Raw genomic sequence first — 18,339 nt, 5'->3', positions numbered from 1 at the left:
GCGATCACCGTCACCGAGACCAGTTTATGCTCAATCGGGCGGCCGGTTTGCGGATCGATAACGTGAGAAATACGCTTACCGTCCAGCTCATAATAGTTGCGATAGCTGCCGGAGGTGCTGATGCCGTGACCGTTAATATCAACGATCGCCTGCACCGCGTTTTCGCGATCGGTCGGCTTCTGAATCGCCACCCGCCACGGTTTTCCATCCGCGTTCATTCCCCGGCTCACCAACGCCCCGCCAACCGAGACCAGGTAGCGGGAGATCCCCTCCTGTTCCATCAGTCGCGCCAGATGATCGGCGGCATATCCTTCTCCGACAGTCGAAAGATCGACATACAAATCGGCAATGTCTTTTTGCAGATACTGGCTGCCGGATTGATTAATCACCGTCAGGTGCTGCAGCCCGGTACGCGCCCGCGCGGCATCGATCTGCGCCTGATCCGGCGTCTTCACCGGCTGTTTATCCGGGCCAAAGCCCCACAGGTTGACCAGCGGGCCGACGGTAATATCCATCGCGCCCTGGGTTTTCGCGCCAATGCGCAGAGATTCCGTGACGATATCCGCCATCGCTTCGCTCACCGGCCACGGCGACAGGCTGGTGGAATGGTTAAACTGCATCAGCGCGGAGTCATTTTTCCAGGTCGACAGCAGCATGTCGTCCGCATCCAACTGAGCCTGCACCTTTTTACGCAGCGCGTCGCTTTTCCCGTTATCAAGATTGATAACGCTGACGCGCCAGAAGGTGCCCATTGTTTTACCTTCGAGTACCGTCGCCGGAGAGGTGCTCGCAGAAGGCGCGCTGCTGTTATCACAACCAGCAATCAGTACCACCGTCGCCAGTAGCGCGGCGCGGAAAAAAGTAATGTCCATACGTTATTATCCTCTTGACCAGGCGCAAGGGTACATCAAAAACGTGAAAATAGTGCATAAAAAAAGGGTCCCGCAGGACCCTTTTTCAATATTAACAAACGATTAGAACTGGTAAACCAGACCGGTCGCGACGATGTTGTCGGTACCGATACCGTTGTTTTTGTAGAAGCTATCGTTGCCGTCCAGCAGGTTGATTTTGTAGTCAACGTAGGTGGACATGTTTTTGTTGAAGTAATAGGTAGCGCCGATATCCATGTATTTAACCAGATCTTTGTCGGAACCGCCGCCAACCAGGTTCAGGTCCTTACCTTTAGACTGCAGGTAGGAGATCGCCGGACGCAGACCGAAGTCGAACTGGTACTGAGCGGTAACTTCGAAGTTCTGAGTTTTGTTCGCAATACCACCACCGTTGAGGCTATTAACGTTACCGTACGGGGTCATGTTACGGGTTTCAGAGTACATGGTCGCCAGGTAGACGTTGTTGGCGTCGTATTTACCACCCACAGTCCATGCATCAGCTTTGTCGCCGCCTGCATACTGCTGGTTAACGATACCCACGCCATTGTTAGTAAAGCCACCAAACGCATTTTTCTGGTCGTTGGTACGGTTAGACGTGGTGTAGGCCGCACCTAAGCTGAAACCTGCGCCGATGTCATAGGTAGAAGAAATACCGAAACCGTCGCCGTTGGAGTTACGGATTTTGCGATCACCGTTGTTGGTGCCTTCGCCAGAGCCCGGGTTCTCGTTTTTACCCTGGTACTGCAGAGCGAAGTTCAGGCCGTCAACCAGACCGAAGAAGTCGTTGTTACGGTAGGTTGCAACGCCGTTTGCACGACCGGTCATGTAGTTGTCAGCTTTGGTGTAGGAGTCACCGCCGAATTCCGGCAGCATATCGGTCCAGCCTTCGATGTCGTACAGAACGCCGTAGTTACGACCGTAGTCGAAGGAACCGTATTGACCAAATTTCAGACCCGCAAACGCCAGACGAGTCCAGGCTTGGCTGTCAGATGCGCTTTCAGCGTTGTTTGCCTGAACGTTGTATTCCCACTGGCCGTAACCGGTCAGTTGATCGTTGATCTGGGTTTCGCCTTTGAAGCCGAAACGCAGGTAGGACTGGTCGCCGTCAGCACCGGAGTCGCTGGAGAAATAGTGCAGGCCGTCTACTTTACCGTACAGATCTAATTTGTTGCCGTCTTTGTTATAAATTTCAGCCGCGTTCGCTGCGCCTGCTACCAGCAGAGCCGGTACCAGGAGGGACAGTACTTTAACTTTCATGTTATTAACCCTCTGTTATATGTGTTATATGCCTTTTTATCGCCACTGCATACTGACTAAGAATCTAATCAGTCGGCAACTTCATTGTGCGGCAAATTACAGAAATATCCAATAAGAAAATGATACCAGAACTTTTAAGGTGTTTCAAACTACCCACAAGATGTTTCAAAATGTTAATATAGAGGAACTTTTTTTATGCCACGAAAAGCTAAAAAATATAGCACCAATAATCAAAAAAATAATATATTGCATTAAAAACATTGAGTTACGAAAAAATTAACATATAGCACTGAAAGTCAAAACAAAACCGTCCCCGGCAACTAGAATAGCCAACGCTATCATCATTAACTTTATTTATTACCGTCATTCAGTTCTGAATGTCTGTTTACCTGTATTTCAACCGGATGCCTCGCATCCGGTTTTTTTTTACCTTTCTTTACGTAACCCTCGCAATTATGCGCTATCGCCGATCAATCACAACAACTATTCACGAATCCAGTTAACTTGCAAAATTTCAGTTAAAAGCTACGCGATAAATAATATCTTGTTTATTCGTGCTATATCTCGAATTTTGAACGTAAATATTTGTACAGATAATGTAACAATGTACATATTAACCATTTCATCGTTCCCGACATTATCAGCGCCATGGCAATGCGGCTGAGAGTATGGTAATTGCCACGTTACCCTTTATACTGCCTGCTGGGCTCTGCCTGGACTGATAGCATCATGGCGCCTGTGGCAGGCATCAACGAAAGGACTGTGGGCATGATGTCGTGTTGTTCTTCTGGGGATAGCCATCATGAATTACATACATACTAATGAGTCATTCTGACACGATGATCCCAAACAAGTTTTCACTGATACCCGGAAGCATTACCCGTTTCTTTCTGCTACTGATTGTCGTCCTGTTGGTCACTATGGGCGTGATGATCCAAAGCGCGGTGAACGCCTGGCTAAAGGATAAGAGTTACCAGGTCGTCGATATGACCCACGCGATTCATAAACGCGTCGACACCTGGCGGTACGCAACGTGGCAGATCTACGACAACATTGCGGCATCCGCCTCCAGCTCGTCGGGTAGCGACGGTCTACAGGAAACCCGTCTCAAGCAGGATGTCTATTATCTGGAAAAACCACGACGCAAAACCGAAGCGCTGATTTTCGGTTCGCACGACAGCTCAACGCTGGATATGACGCAGAAGATGTCCACCTATCTGGATACGCTGTGGGGCGCTGAGACGGTACCCTGGTCGATGTACTACCTCAACGGCCAGGACAACAGCCTGATTCTTATCTCAACGCTGCCGCTAAAAGACCTCTCTGCGGGCTTTAAAGAGTCTACTATCGGCAGCATCGTCGATTCCCGCCGTGCGGAAATGCTCCAGCAGGCCAATACGCTCGATGAACGTGAAACGTTCTCGTCGCTGCGTCGCCTGGCGTGGCAAAACGGTCATTACTTCACCCTGCGCACCACCTTTAACCAGCCAGGGCATCTGGCGACCGTCGTCGCCTTCGATCTGCCGATCAACGACCTGATCCCGCCCGGCATGGCGCTGGACAGCTTCCGTCTGGAACCTGACCCGACCCAGAACATCCGTCCGAATCAGGATAAAGAACTTACCGACAGCGTGAACGTCAACTTCAACAGTTCCCGCATCGAAATTTCGTCGTCGGTCAACTCGACCGGGATGCGACTGGTCTGGCAGGTCCCCTTCGGCACCCTGCTGCTCGACACGCTGCAAAATATTCTGCTGCCGCTGTTGCTGAACATCGGTCTGCTGGCACTGGCGCTCTTCGGCTACACCACCTTCCGCCACCACGCCGGGCGCCCGAGCAGCGAGCCCGGCGCGCCGTCCGCCGCCAATGGCGAGTTGCGGGCGCTGAAGGCAATTAATGAGGAGATAGTCTCCCTGCTGCCGCTTGGCCTGCTGGTGCACGACCAGGAATCCAACCGCACGGTGATCAGCAATAAAATTGCCGATCACCTGCTGCCGCACCTGAATCTGCAAAACATCACCAGCATGGCCGATCAGCATCAGGGCGTTATCCAGGCGACCATCAATAACGAGCAGTATGAGATTCGCCAGTTCCGTAGCCAGTTCTCCCCGCGAATGCAGATTTTTATTATTCGCGATCAGGATAAAGAAGTGCTGGTGAACAAAAAGCTCAAGCAGGCGCAGCGTCTGTATGAGAAAAACCAGCAGGGTCGCATCTCCTTTATGCAGAATATCGGCGAGGCGCTAAAACAGCCGGTAAAAGCACTGGCGAGTGAAGCCGCGGCACTTGAGGACAAAGAAAGCCGGCAATTGGCGCACCACGCTGACGTGCTGGCGCAACTGGTGGATGAGATCCAGCTGGCGAATCTGCTGGAAAACGACGGCTGGAAAGGCAACCCCGCACTGTTTTCCATTCAGGAGCTGATTGATGAAGTCGTACCGGAGGTGCTGCCCGCCATTAAGCGTAAAGGCCTGCAGCTGCTTATCAATAACCATCTGGCTGCGAATGAGCAGCGCCACGGCGACCGCGAGGCGTTAAAGCGAATCCTGTTGCTGTTGATTCAGTATGCGGTCACCACCACGCCAATCGGCAAAATTACGCTCGAAGTCAGCACCGATGAGTCCGCGGACGATCGCTTAACCTTTCGTATTCTGGATACCGGCAACGGGATATCCAATAGCGAAATCGACAACCTGCACTTCCCGTTCCTCAATGAAACGCAGGGCGACCGTTTTGGTAAAGCCAACGCCCTCACCTTCTGGCTCTGCGACCAGTTGGCGCGCAAGCTCGGAGGACATCTCAACATTAAAGCGCGTGAGCCGCTGGGTACGCGCTACTCCCTGCACGTCAAAATGGCCGCGCGCGCGCAGGAGCATGAGGAAGACGAGAAACTGCTGGATGAGGTGGTCGCCATGATTGACATTACCTCTAACGAGATTCGCAGTATTGTCGTCAGGCAGCTCGAAAACTGGGGCGCAAGCTGCATCACGCCCGATGAAAGGCTGACAAGTCAAGAATACGATCTCTTTTTGACAGATAATCCGTCTAATCTTACTGCCTCGGGCTTGCTTTTAAGCGATGATGAGGCTGGGATTCGCAAAATCGGTCCAGGCCAGCTGCGGGTTAACTTTAATATCAGTAATGCAATGCAGGAAGCGGTACTACAACTTATCGAAGAGCAACTCGCTCAGGGAGAATTACAGGGGTCGCCGGCTGGCGTTAACGAAAACGCCGAGCTTCATGCCAGTGGCTATTACGCCCTGTTTGCCGACACGGTACCGGATGATGTTAAGAGGCTGTATACTGAATCAGCGACAAGTGATTTTGCCGCGCTGGCCCAGACGGCCCACCGCCTGAAAGGGGTGTTTGCCATGCTCAATCTGATACCCGGCAAGCAGTTATGTGAAACGCTGGAGCATCTGATACGCGAGCAAGATGCGCCAGGAATAGAAAAATATATCAGCGACATTGACGACTACGTCAAGAGCTTGCTGTAGCAAGGTAGCCTAATACATGAACAATATGAACGTTATTATTGCCGATGACCATCCGATTGTACTGTTCGGTATTCGCAAATCACTTGAGCAAATCGAGTGGGTGAATGTCGTCGGCGAATTTGAAGACTCCACTGCGCTTATCACTAATTTGCCAAAGCTGGATGCTCACGTCCTGATCACCGACCTCTCCATGCCAGGAGACAAATACGGCGACGGGATCACGCTTATCAAATACATCAAGCGCCATTTCCCGGGGCTTTCAATTATCGTTCTGACGATGAATAACAACCCGGCTATCCTGAGCGCGGTACTGGATCTCGATATTGAAGGGATCGTGCTCAAGCAAGGCGCGCCGACTGACCTGCCGAAAGCGCTCGCCGCGCTGCAAAAAGGCAAGAAATTTACTCCGGAAAGCGTCTCCCGCCTGCTGGAGAAAATCAGCGCCGGCGGCTATGGCGACAAACGCCTGTCACCCAAAGAGAGCGAAGTACTGCGACTGTTCGCCGAAGGTTTCCTGGTCACGGAGATAGCCAAAAAGCTCAACCGCAGCATCAAGACCATCAGCAGCCAGAAAAAATCCGCGATGATGAAGCTTGGCGTGGAAAACGACATCGCACTGCTGAACTACCTCTCCTCAGTCACGCTGTCGCCTTCCGATAAAGAGTAACGCGACGGCGTTATCCACATCAAAACCCCGCGGCTGACGCTGCGGGGTTTTTTATGCCCGCCCCTTACGGACTCTGGCCGCATACACTGTCAGCGTTTGCTTCAGCACATCGAGCGTCACCGGTTTCGACAGACAGCTGTCCATACCCGATTCGAGGCAACGCTGCTTCTCTTCCGCCAGCGCGTTCGCCGTCACGCCAACCACGGGAAGCGTTAAGCCCAGCTGGCGGATCCGCTGCGTCAGTCGGTAACCGTCCATATTGGGCATATTGACGTCGCTCAGCACGATGTCGATCGCGTTTTTACTCAGCACATTCAGCGCATCAACGCCGTCGTTCGCCGTTTTGCACTGATAGCCAAGCGATCCCAACTGATCGGCCAGCAGGCGGCGGTTAATCGGGTGATCGTCAACCACGAGGATCATCATGTCGTCATTCGCCGCTGCCGTGTTCTCCGGCGCTGGCAGCGCCGCGCTGGCGCTGTCGGCGTGCTCAGCCTCGATGCGGTATATCCGCGCCAGTAGCGGCGTGAGTTCATGCGGCGAGGCGACGCTTTGGATCCACTCCCCTGTGGCGCGCTCCAGCGGAATGCCGATATGGCGACGACAGAAAATAATCGCCGCCCGCCCGGCCCACGCCTGCGGCGGCTCATCATCCGTGATAAGAACGTCATCGGCCTGCGGCGTCTGCCCTTCGTACAGGCGCACCTTCACGCCATAGCGCGCCAGCAGCGACTCAATGAACCCGGCCAGTGAGGCATTGCGTACCGCCAACCAGCAGCATTTTCCACGCAGCCCGTCATAGGCTGACGCCACAGCCAGCTTCGCGCCATAGAGCGGAATACGGATTGTAAACTGGCTGCCCATCCCCGGCTCGGAGTCGACGGCAATATCGCCATCCATCATGTTGATAAGTTTCTCGCAAATCGCCAGCCCCAGTCCCGTCCCCTGGAAGTTGCGCTGCACGCCGGTTCCCACCTGGAAGAACGGGTCGAACAGGCGCACCACCTCTTTTGCCGGAATACCGACGCCGGTGTCACGCACGCTGATGCTGAGGTAATCGCTGTCCTGCTGCAGGTGCAGGATAATACAGCCCATGTCAGTAAATTTAATGGCGTTGCTGAGCAGGTTGGAAATCACCTGCTGCAGGCGCATCGGGTCGCCGACCATCAGCGGCGGGACGTCCGGGTCGATAAAGCAGTACAACCCGAGCTGTTTACGTACCACCAGCGGCAGGTAGTTCGCCGTTATATGGTTCATCACCTCGCGCGGAGAAAACTCACGTGGCTCAATTTTCAGCTGTTCGGACTCAATTTTCGAGAAATCGAGAATATCGCTGATGATCTTCAGCAGCAGGCTCGACGAGTTGCTCATGGCGGTTACGAGACGATCGACCCCTTTCGGCAGCTCTTTAGTATGCAGCAGGTCGAGGTTGCCGATGATGCCATACAGCGGCGTACGCAGCTCGTGGCTGACGGTCGCAAGGAACATCGATTTTGACTGGCTGGCCTGCTCTGCCGCCTGCGCCATCTCCTGTAGCGACTCTTCCATCTTCACGCGCGAGCTGACGTCCACCAGCACGCAAATCGCCACGTTTTCATTGCGGTAGCGGGAGTGGACAAAGCTTATCTGCAGGTTGGTATTGTTGCTGGTCAACACATCGACAAAGTTGACCTGCTGGCCGCAGATTATCTGCGTCAGCCGCTGGCGGTCTTCGTGCGTCAGCATGTTGAGGTAGTTGTGCGCCAGTTCGTTGCTCAGGATATTGGTGCCGTCCTGAGTTCGCAGAATACAGATCCCCACTGGCGCGGAAGCCACGATTTTGCGGTTAAACTGTTCATGTTCTTCCAGCCGCTGGGCATCGACCTCTGCGGGAATAAAAATGCGTCGTTCGTACATCCGCGCCATGGTAAACAGCGCAAGCCCGGTCAACACGTTCAGCAGCACCGCGTTGAGAATGAGCATGCGAATACTCTCCAGCACGATATCGACCGGTACCGAGTAGACGATGCTGAGCGATGACGGCGCAAGGTTCTTCTTCATCACCAGCTCGCGATAACCGCCGGTATAACCAAACCACTCGCGCTCCTGCATCCAGCGCGGCTCTATCTTCAGTTTGTTTTCTGGCCCCACCAGCGAAATCAGCGGCTGTCCGTTTTCATCCAGGATGGTCACGCTAACCGGTAAGCTGCCCGGCGTGAAGAAATTTTCCATGCGAATGGTCTGCTCAATCCCCAGCAGCGCCTGCAGACGATTGGCGAGATACACCGGCGTCAGGGCATAAAAATACCCCACACCCGGGCGCGGCCCCTGGCTTATCCAGAACAGATTGTTACCGCGCTCGTCATGCGGCGCATTGCGGTATTTCATGATCCGCTCATGCAGCGTTTTCAGCGCCTGATCCCGCTCCATAGGCATATCACGCAGGCCAAAGTTCGCCATACAGAGATTGTCGCTGCCGATGAAGAACACCCGGTTGAGATCGTAGGCGGCAGAAAAATTGTCACGCCAGTAGCGCATAAACCAGGCCAGCGATTCCAGCGAACTACGCCAGGTGGTGCTCAGGGTTCCACAGTCGGAATCAGGAAATAGCGGTTCAAAATCAGGTACTTCTGCGCTGTCCTTCGCCGTTCTGGAGGAGAGCACGCCGTTATCTGCGGTGAGGCGATTTTCCGCGATGTACTTCAGCTCCTTCATCACATCGGAAGTCCGCTGAATATAGCGCTGCGCCTGGTCGTAACTTAAGTTGAACTCCTGGTGAATCTCCGACTCTTTGCTGTGCAGCGCGTTCACGATGTAAAACACGGTGATAAAGGCGACCAACAGCCACAGTAATAGCGCCAGCGCCCGAAACAGGTAACGAGAGACTTTCAGGGTGGTACGGAAGGAGACAAGGTATTTCAACGTTCGGCCGTCTGCGAGCAAAAAAGATGAGCTTAAGGTAGCGGTAAAATGAAAACCCCGCAACGTTATCCCGGCCTTCCTGTCGTCTGAATTGTTGGGCTCCGATAACAAAAAGGGCCAGTATTCTGGCCCTTTCACATGACTTTCGCTTTACGCCGTATTACTCGTCGGCGTCATCCGCAACATCGTCGTCAGTGTCGGTTTCCGGCGCGATTTCATCGTCGCCTTCCGCCGCGCTGCCGTCGATGGCATCGAGCTCTTCATCATCAACCGGTTCAGCCACGCGCTGCAGACCCACCACGTGCTCATCTTCCGCAGTACGGATGAGGATCACGCCCTGGGTATTACGCCCTACTACGCTGATTTCCGACACGCGGGTACGCACCAGCGTACCGGCATCGGTGATCATCATGATCTGGTCGCAGTCGTCAACCTGCACCGCACCGACCACGGAGCCGTTGCGCTCGGTGACCTTGATGGAGATAACGCCCTGGGTGCCGCGAGACTTGGTCGGGTATTCGCCTTCCGCCGTACGCTTACCGTAACCATTCTGCGTCACGGTGAGGATTGCCCCTTCGCCGCGCGGAATAATCAGGGAAACGACGCTGTCTTCGCCCGCCAGTTTGATGCCGCGTACGCCAGTCGCCGTACGGCCCATGGCGCGCACAGCGTTCTCTTTAAAGCGCACCACTTTACCGGCGGCAGAGAACAGCATGACTTCATCAGTACCGGAGGTCAGATCCACGCCAATCAGCTCGTCGCCCTCGTTGAGGTTAACGGCGATGATACCGGCAGAACGTGGACGGCTGAACTCGGTCAGCGCCGTTTTCTTCACGGTGCCGCTGGCGGTCGCCATAAAGACGTTCACGCCCTCTTCGTACTCGCGTACCGGCAGAATCGCGGTGATACGCTCATCGGCTTCCAGCGGCAGCAGATTGACGATCGGACGTCCGCGCGCGCCACGGCTGGCTTCCGGCAGTTGGTACACCTTCATCCAGTACAGGCGACCGCGGCTGGAGAAGCAGAGGATCGTGTCATGGGTGTTAGCGACCAGCAGGCGGTCGATAAAGTCTTCTTCTTTGATACGTGCCGCCGATTTCCCTTTCCCGCCGCGACGCTGCGCTTCGTAATCGGTTAACGGCTGATACTTCACGTAGCCCTGATGAGACAGGGTCACAACAACGTCTTCCTGATTGATCAGGTCTTCGATGTTAATATCGGCGCTGTTGGCGGTGATTTCGGTACGACGCTCGTCGCCGAACTGCTCACGAATGAGCTCCAGCTCTTCGCGAATAACTTCCATCAGGCGATCGGCGCTGCCGAGAATGTGCAGCAACTCGGCAATCTGCTCCAGCAGCTCTTTGTACTCGTCGAGCAGTTTTTCATGCTCAAGGCCGGTCAGCTTCTGCAAACGCAGATCCAGAATCGCCTGCGCCTGCTGTTCGGTCAGGAAGTACTTGCCGTCGTGGATGCCGAACTGCGGCTCCAGCCACTCCGGACGCGCGGCGTCATCGCCAGCGCGCTCGAGCATTGCGGAGACGTTGCCGAGATCCCAGGGCTGCGCGATCAGCGCCGCTTTCGCTTCCGCCGGGGTCGGCGCGCGGCGAATCAGCTCGATGATAGGATCGATGTTGGCCAGCGCGATGGCCAGCGCTTCAAGGATGTGCGCACGGTCGCGCGCTTTACGCAGTTCGAAAATCGTACGACGCGTCACCACTTCACGGCGGTGGCGGACAAACGCTTCGAGGATCTCTTTGAGGTTCATGATCTTCGGCTGACCATGGTGCAGCGCAACCATGTTGATGCCGAAAGAAACCTGCAGCTGAGTCTGCGAATAGAGGTTATTAAGCACCACTTCGCCGACCGCATCGCGTTTGATTTCAATAACGATGCGCATACCGTCTTTATCAGACTCGTCGCGCAGCGCGCTGATGCCTTCAACGCGTTTGTCTTTCACCAGCTCGGCGATTTTCTCAATCAGGCGCGCTTTGTTCACCTGATACGGAATTTCGTGCACGATGATGGTTTCACGACCGGTTTTGGCGTCCGCTTCCACTTCCGCGCGAGCGCGAATGTACACTTTGCCGCGACCGGTGCGGTAGGCTTCTTCAATGCCGCGACGGCCGTTGATGATAGCCGCCGTCGGGAAGTCTGGCCCCGGGATATGCTCCATCAGCCCTTCAACGGTGATATTTTCATCGTCGATATAGGCCAGACAGCCGTTGATCACTTCCGTCAGGTTGTGCGGTGGAATGTTGGTCGCCATACCTACGGCGATACCGGACGAACCGTTCACTAACAGGTTCGGGATTTTGGTCGGCATAACGTCCGGAATTTTTTCCGTGCCGTCATAGTTATCGACGAAATCCACCGTCTCTTTTTCGAGATCGGCCATCAGCTCATGGGCAATCTTCGCCAGACGGATTTCCGTATAACGCATTGCCGCCGCAGAGTCGCCGTCAATAGAACCGAAGTTACCCTGACCATCGACCAGCATGTAGCGCAGCGAGAACGGCTGCGCCATACGGACGATGGTGTCATACACCGCGGAATCACCGTGGGGATGGTATTTACCGATGACGTCACCCACGACGCGGGCAGATTTTTTATAGGCTTTGTTCCAGTCATTGCCCAGTACGTTCATGGCGTAAAGTACGCGACGGTGTACCGGCTTCAGGCCATCTCGGACATCCGGCAGCGCACGGCCAACAATGACCGACATCGCATAATCCAGATAAGAGTTCTTCAGCTCTTCCTCAATGTTGACCGGTGTAATTTCTCTCGCAAGGTCGCTCATCTAACCGCTATCCCTCTACATTTTTCCCGGATTCAAAGGTCGCAAATTATAACACAGCCACAGGAATAGAGCTAAACCAATACGGTTTATTCGCGCCTGTCACCTGATATACTCGCAGGCCTGAACAAAAAAGGAGTAATAGCGTCCATGAATGCCGAAAAACCGCCGGTGGCAAACGTCGATCATGACGAAATCGCCAAATTTGAAGCCGTCGCCTCACGCTGGTGGGACCTGGAAGGTGAATTTAAACCGCTGCACCGCATCAACCCGCTGCGCCTGGGTTACATCGCCAGCCGCGCCGACGGTTTGTTTGGTAAAAAGGTGCTGGATGTTGGCTGCGGCGGCGGGATCCTTGCCGAAAGCATGGCGCGCGAAGGCGCGACCGTCACCGGGTTAGATATGGGGTTTGAACCGCTTCAGGTGGCGCGACTGCACGCACTGGAAACCGGTATTCCGGTCGACTATGTTCAGGAAACCGTGGAGGCCCACGCGGTGCAGAACCCGCATCAGTATGACGTGGTGACCTGTATGGAGATGCTTGAGCACGTACCGGACCCAGCGTCGGTAGTGAAAGCCTGTGCGCAACTGGTGAAACCCGGCGGCCACGTCTTTTTCTCGACGCTAAACCGCAACGGCAAAGCGTGGCTGATGGCGGTCGTCGGCGCGGAGTACATCCTGCGCATGGTGCCGAAAGGCACGCACGACGTGAAGAAGTTCATTAAGCCCGCCGAACTGCTGAGCTGGGTGGACCTCACCGTTTTGCGCGAGCAGCATATGACGGGCCTGCACTACAACCCCCTCACTGACCGCTTTACGCTGGGGCCGGGCGTTGATGTTAATTATATGTTGCATACCAGAGCCAAAAACGACTAACGTCATAGAATATTCTTATAAATATTGCGCAGCATTCTGCTGCGCATTTCCCCACTGCGTTGAAGAAATCAGCACTCGATCAAATTTTCATTTTTTTTCTTCGAATATTGACAATCCGTCCAGGCCTTATGGTACGTGGACTTAGCGTTTATTACGCTTCGGCAACCTCAATTTAACGTCAAAATCAACCCTTGTACTCAAAAGAATCCTTACTAGAATACTCACCATATAGCGTCTCACTTATCAAACAACCCCTACATATAGTATTTATCCACAGAGTTAGTCACAATGGTGTCCTGTGGATAAACGGGGGATATTTTTCTTTTCACGGACAGGTAAAAGCACATGAATCAGAGTCTGCTGGTGACAAAGCGTGATGGCCGGACAGAGCGCATCAATCTCGACAAAATTCATCGAGTGCTGGATTGGGCGGCTGAGGGGCTGAACAACGTTTCTATTTCTCAGGTTGAACTGCGTTCGCATATTCAGTTCTATGACGGCATCAAAACCGCCGACATCCATGAGACTATCATTAAAGCCGCTGCGGACCTGATTTCCCGCGATGCGCCAGACTATCAGTACCTGGCGGCGCGCCTGGCGATTTTCCACCTGCGTAAAAAAGCTTACGGCCAGTTTGAGCCGCCAGCGCTGTACAACCACGTGGTTAAAATGGTTGAACTCGGCAAGTACGATAATCATCTGCTGGAAGACTACACGGAAGAAGAGTTCAAGCAGATGGATGGCTTTATCGACCACTGGCGCGATATGAACTTCTCCTACGCGGCGGTTAAGCAGCTGGAAGGCAAATACCTGGTCCAGAACCGCGTCACCGGGGAAATCTACGAGAGCGCGCAGTTCCTCTATATTCTGGTCGCCGCGTGCCTGTTCTCCAACTACCCGCGCGAAACCCGTCTGGACTACGTGAAGCGTTTCTATGACGCGGTATCGACGTTCAAAATTTCGCTGCCGACGCCAATCATGTCCGGCGTGCGCACCCCAACCCGCCAGTTCAGCTCCTGCGTACTGATCGAGTGCGGCGACAGCCTGGATTCCATCAACGCCACCTCCAGCGCCATTGTGAAATACGTCTCTCAGCGTGCCGGTATCGGCATCAACGCGGGCCGTATTCGCGCGCTGGGCAGCCCGATTCGCGGCGGTGAAGCATTCCACACCGGCTGTATCCCGTTCTACAAGCACTTCCAGACTGCGGTGAAGTCCTGCTCCCAGGGCGGCGTACGCGGCGGCGCGGCGACGCTCTTCTACCCGATGTGGCATCTGGAAGTCGAAAGTCTGCTGGTGTTGAAAAACAACCGCGGCACCGACGCTAACCGCGTTCGTCACATGGACTACGGCGTACAGATCAACAAGCTGATGTACACCCGCCTGCTGAAAGGCGAAGACATCACCCTGTTCAGCCCGTCGGACGTCCCGGGGCTGTACGACGCCTTCTTCGCCGATCAGGACGAGTTCGAGCGTCTGTATACCAAATACGAACAAGACACCAGCATCCGTCAGCAGCGCATCAAGGCCGTCGACCTGTTCTCGCTGATGATGCAGGAGCGCGCCTCTACGGGCCGTATCTATATTCAGAACGTTGACCACTGCAACACCCACAGCCCGTTCGACCCGGCGGTGGCACCGGTGCGTCAGTCCAACCTGTGCCTGGAAATCGCGCTGCCGACCAGGCCGCTGGAAGATATTAACGACGAAAGCGGTGAAATTGCGCTGTGTACGCTGTCGGCGTTCAACCTCGGCGCTATCTCAAGCCTGGATGAGCTCGAAGAGCTGGCTGTGCTGGCGGTTCGCGCGCTGGATGCGCTGCTGGATTATCAGGACTACCCGATTCCGGCGGCAAAACGCGGCGCGATGGGGCGTCGTACTCTGGGTGTCGGCGTGATCAACTTCGCCTGTTACCTGGCGAAGCACGGTAAACGCTACTCCGACGGCAGCGCCAACAACCTGACGCACAAAACGTTTGAAGCCATTCAGTACTATCTGCTGAAGGCCTCTAACGAGCTGGCGAAAGAGCAAGGCGCGTGCCCGTGGTTTAACGAAACCACGTACGCCAAAGGCGTCATGCCGATCGATACCTATAAGAAAGATCTGGATGCGATTGTTAACGAGCCGCTGCACTACGACTGGGACGGGCTGCGTGAATCAATCAAGACGTACGGTCTGCGCAACTCCACGCTGTCCGCGCTGATGCCGTCCGAAACCTCGTCGCAGATCTCTAACGCCACGAACGGCATTGAGCCGCCACGCGGCCACGTCAGCATCAAGGCGTCGAAAGACGGTATTCTGCGCCAGGTGGTGCCGGATTATGAAAACCTGCAGAACGCCTATGAGTTGCTGTGGGAAATGCCGAGCAACGACGGCTACCTGCAGTTGGTCGGCATCATGCAGAAATTTATCGATCAGTCGATTTCTGCCAACACCAACTATGACCCGACACGCTTCCCGTCAGGAAAAGTGCCGATGCAGCAACTGCTGAAAGACCTGCTCAACGCCTATAAATTCGGCGTGAAGACGCTGTACTATCACAACACCCGTGATGGCGCAGAAGACGCGCAGGACGATCTGGCGCCGTCCATTCAGGACGACGGCTGCGAAAGCGGCGCATGTAAGATCTAAGTTATTTTTGCCGGGTGGCGCTACGCTTACCCGGCCTACGGTTTTGTAGGCCCGGCAAACGAAGTGCCGCCGGGCGATACAATCTCAACAGGACTCACTTCAATGGCATACACCACCTTTTCACAGACGAAAAATGACCAACTGCTTGAGCCGATGTTCTTCGGCCAGCCGGTCAACGTGGCGCGCTACGATCAGCAAAAATATGACATTTTCGAAAAGCTGATCGAGAAACAGCTTTCCTTCTTCTGGCGCCCGGAAGAAGTTGACGTTTCCCGCGACCGCATTGATTACCAGGCGCTGCCGGAGCATGAAAAACACATTTTCATCAGCAACCTGAAATATCAGACGCTGCTGGATTCCATTCAGGGTCGCAGCCCGAACGTCGCCCTGCTGCCGCTGATTTCGATTCCGGAGCTGGAAACCTGGGTGGAAACCTGGGCATTCTCTGAGACTATCCATTCTCGCTCCTACACCCATATCATCCGCAATATCGTTAACGATCCGGCGACCGTGTTCGACGACATCGTGACCAACGAGCAGATTCAGAAACGCGCGGAAGGTATCTCACAGTACTACGACACGCTGATCGAACTGACCAGCTACTGGCACCTGCTGGGTGAAGGTACGCATAACGTCAACGGTAAAACCATCACCGTGAACCTGCGCGAGCTGAAAAAGAAACTGTATCTGTGCCTGATGAGCGTTAACGCACTGGAAGCGATTCGCTTTTACGTCAGCTTCGCCTGTTCCTTCGCCTTCGCCGAACGTAAGCTGATGGAAGGCAATGCCAAAATTATTCGCCTGATCGCCCGCGATGAAGCGCTGCATCTCACCGGCACCCAGCACATGCTGAACCTGCTACGTTCAGGCTCTGATGACCCGGAGATGGCGGAAATCGCCGAAGAGTGCAAGCAAGAGTGCTATGACCTGTTCGTTCAGGCCGCGCAGCAGGAAAAAGAGTGGGCGGATTACCTGTTCCGCGACGGCTCGATGATCGGCCTGAACAAAGACATCCTGTGTCAGTATGTCGAGTACATCACCAACATCCGTATGCAGGCCGTCGGGCTCGATCTGCCGTTCCAGACACGCTCTAACCCGATCCCGTGGATCAACACCTGGCTTGTCTCCGACAACGTTCAGGTAGCGCCGCAGGAAGTGGAAGTCAGTTCTTACCTGGTCGGTCAGATCGACGCAGAAGTTGATGCTGACGATCTGAGCAACTTCCAACTCTGATGAGCCGTGTTACCCTTCGCCTCTCCGGCACGCAGGTGCTGTGCCGGGAAGAACACCCGTCGCTGCTGGCGGCGCTGGAGTCGCATAACGTTGAGGTTGAGTACCAGTGCCGGGAAGGCTACTGCGGCTCCTGCCGCTGCCGTCTGGTCGCTGGTCAGGTCGACTGGCTGAGCGAACCGCTGGCGTTTATCCAGCCAGGGGAGATCCTCCCCTGCTGCTGTCGGGCGAAAGGCGATATCGAAATTGAAATGTAATCGTTAGTGAATTTCATGCGCGGAAACCAACGTCGTGGCGCCGCGTTTTTTCATTTGCACGATGTATAACGCCCCGGCAAGCACAACCAGTACCGCGCCCAGCAGATAAATCGCCCGGTAACCGACCCCATCCACCATCAGGCCCATAATAAAAGCGCCAATCGCCAGTCCCGCATCCATTGCATTGAAAAACAGCGAATTCGCGACGCCAATCTTATGCGGCTCCACCGAACTGATAATCTGCGTCTGAAAAACGGGCGTCACCGAACCGTAGCCAATCCCAATCAGCGCCCCGGATAAAATCATCATCAGGCTCCCCTGAGCGTACCCCAGCACGACCAGCCCGAGGGTAAAGGCCAGCAGGCAAGGATACACCACATATCGGGGCCCTTTTTTATCACAGACGTTGCCCGTAAAAGTACGGCACACCATCAGACATACGGCATAACACAGCAAAAAATTGCTCGCCGCCGCCAGCAACCCCAATTCTCGCGCATACAGGGCTAAGAAGGCTGAAACGCCCGCATAGGAAAACGTCATAAAAAACGTCACTGTTGCAAACGGGAGCGCCGCACGATCGAACATCGCGGTGAAACCCAATGTTGGTTTTGAACCATCAGTATGGCGAATGATCGGCGGTACCTTCATTATCAATGCCAGCACAATGCCAAGGGCGGAAACGGCGGTACACAGCCAGAATGCCGGAATAAAGGCGCTATGCCGCGCCATATTCAACCCAATCCACGGCCCGACAACCATCGCCAGCCCCATTGCCAAAGAGAAAAAACTGATGCCCTCTCCACGTCGGGAGGCCGGTATCAACCGCGCGGAAATCGTCCCTTTTACCGTCGTTATCACCCCGAAGGTGATACCATGAAGCACTCGCACAAACAGCAATGCTTCAATGGAGTGGCATAAAGGATATAGCGCGGTCACGACCAAAAAGGCCAGAGAAGAAAGCATCAGAATCATTTTATTCGAATATTTCCCCACCCACTGCCCGGCAAAAGGGCGTACGACAATCGCGGCGATGAGGAAAAATGTGACCAGCAATCCCGCTTTATCGGCCGAAGCGTGTAAATTATCTGCAATGTAGATGGGTAACAGCGTGAGCAGGACGTAAAAGACAAAAAAGATAATGAAGCTGATTATCGTTATTGACCAAAAGTCCTTTGTCCATAATTTTTCTTTCATTGAAAGGTCACCTGTTCATACAGCGCGCAGGTTTATAAAATTCAAGAATGCATCATTCATATAAATAATTGCGGGCGCTATTTTGTGATTTTGTTCGTAAAAAAGAGTATCCTTCTCGCGAGCATTAGTAAAATTACTCATTTTA

The 18,339-nt window shown here is 54.2% G+C and carries 11 protein-coding genes; 6 read left to right on the top strand and 5 right to left on the bottom strand.

Features of this window, described 5'->3' with window-relative positions; translation table 11 throughout:
- Positions 1-872 (bottom strand): FAD:protein FMN transferase ApbE (apbE, locus tag JO226_RS10145; RefSeq protein WP_293554116.1); only part of this gene is annotated, 872 nt, incomplete at its 3' end.
- A 102-nt stretch (positions 873-974) separates the two neighbouring features.
- A complete protein-coding gene (gene ompC, locus JO226_RS10140; RefSeq protein ID WP_293554114.1) occupies positions 975-2,147 on the bottom strand; it encodes a porin OmpC in 1,173 nt (390 codons plus the stop codon).
- 821 nt (positions 2,148-2,968) lie between these two features.
- On the opposite strand from ompC, the gene rcsD reads away from it, so the two are divergent.
- Positions 2,969-5,644 carry a phosphotransferase RcsD gene (rcsD, locus tag JO226_RS10135; RefSeq protein WP_293554112.1) on the top strand — a complete coding sequence of 892 codons (2,676 nt, stop codon included), beginning with the start codon at positions 2,969-2,971 and terminating at the stop codon, positions 5,642-5,644.
- A gap of 16 nt (positions 5,645-5,660) precedes the next feature.
- Positions 5,661-6,311, top strand: a complete 651-nt coding sequence (gene rcsB, locus JO226_RS10130) for a response regulator transcription factor RcsB (protein WP_013365505.1) — start codon at positions 5,661-5,663, stop codon at positions 6,309-6,311.
- A gap of 51 nt (positions 6,312-6,362) precedes the next feature.
- Here the strand turns inward: rcsB and rcsC are convergent, their stop codons facing one another.
- Positions 6,363-9,212: a two-component system sensor histidine kinase RcsC gene (gene rcsC, locus JO226_RS10125; RefSeq protein WP_293554107.1), complete on the bottom strand. Its 2,850-nt coding sequence runs from the start codon at positions 9,210-9,212 to the stop codon at positions 6,363-6,365.
- 160 nt (positions 9,213-9,372) lie between these two features.
- A complete protein-coding gene (gene gyrA, locus JO226_RS10120) occupies positions 9,373-12,009 on the bottom strand; it encodes a DNA topoisomerase (ATP-hydrolyzing) subunit A (RefSeq protein WP_293554105.1) in 2,637 nt (878 codons plus the stop codon).
- 147 nt (positions 12,010-12,156) lie between these two features.
- Between gyrA and ubiG the strand changes: the two genes are divergently transcribed.
- The 4 genes from ubiG (at position 12,157) to yfaE (ending at position 17,000) form a co-directional block, all read left to right on the top strand.
- Positions 12,157-12,882 carry a bifunctional 2-polyprenyl-6-hydroxyphenol methylase/3-demethylubiquinol 3-O-methyltransferase UbiG gene (gene ubiG, locus JO226_RS10115; RefSeq protein ID WP_293554103.1) on the top strand — a complete coding sequence of 242 codons (726 nt, stop codon included), beginning with the start codon at positions 12,157-12,159 and terminating at the stop codon, positions 12,880-12,882.
- Between the two features lie 345 nt (positions 12,883-13,227).
- A complete protein-coding gene (nrdA, locus tag JO226_RS10110; protein WP_293554101.1) occupies positions 13,228-15,513 on the top strand; it encodes a class 1a ribonucleoside-diphosphate reductase subunit alpha in 2,286 nt (761 codons plus the stop codon).
- Positions 15,514-15,615: 102 nt separating this feature from the next.
- The gene (gene nrdB, locus JO226_RS10105; RefSeq protein ID WP_293554099.1) at positions 15,616-16,746 is read left to right on the top strand and encodes a class Ia ribonucleoside-diphosphate reductase subunit beta; all 1,131 of its coding nucleotides are present in this window, start codon (positions 15,616-15,618) and stop codon (positions 16,744-16,746) included.
- Positions 16,746-17,000 carry a class I ribonucleotide reductase maintenance protein YfaE gene (gene yfaE / locus JO226_RS10100; protein WP_293554097.1) on the top strand — a complete coding sequence of 85 codons (255 nt, stop codon included), beginning with the start codon at positions 16,746-16,748 and terminating at the stop codon, positions 16,998-17,000. The genes nrdB and yfaE overlap by 1 nt, the downstream gene beginning before the upstream one ends.
- A 3-nt stretch (positions 17,001-17,003) precedes the next feature.
- On the opposite strand, the gene JO226_RS10095 is transcribed toward yfaE, so the two are convergent.
- A complete protein-coding gene (locus JO226_RS10095) occupies positions 17,004-18,194 on the bottom strand; it encodes an MFS transporter (protein WP_293554096.1) in 1,191 nt (396 codons plus the stop codon).
- Between the last annotated feature and the right edge of the window lie 145 nt (positions 18,195-18,339).

Origin of the sequence: Pluralibacter sp., from assembly GCF_019237635.1 — a bacterium.
Lineage (GTDB): Bacteria > Pseudomonadota > Gammaproteobacteria > Enterobacterales > Enterobacteriaceae > Enterobacter_B.
Note: the sequence above shows the minus strand (reverse complement) of the source record. Positions and strands in the feature narration are given on the sequence as shown.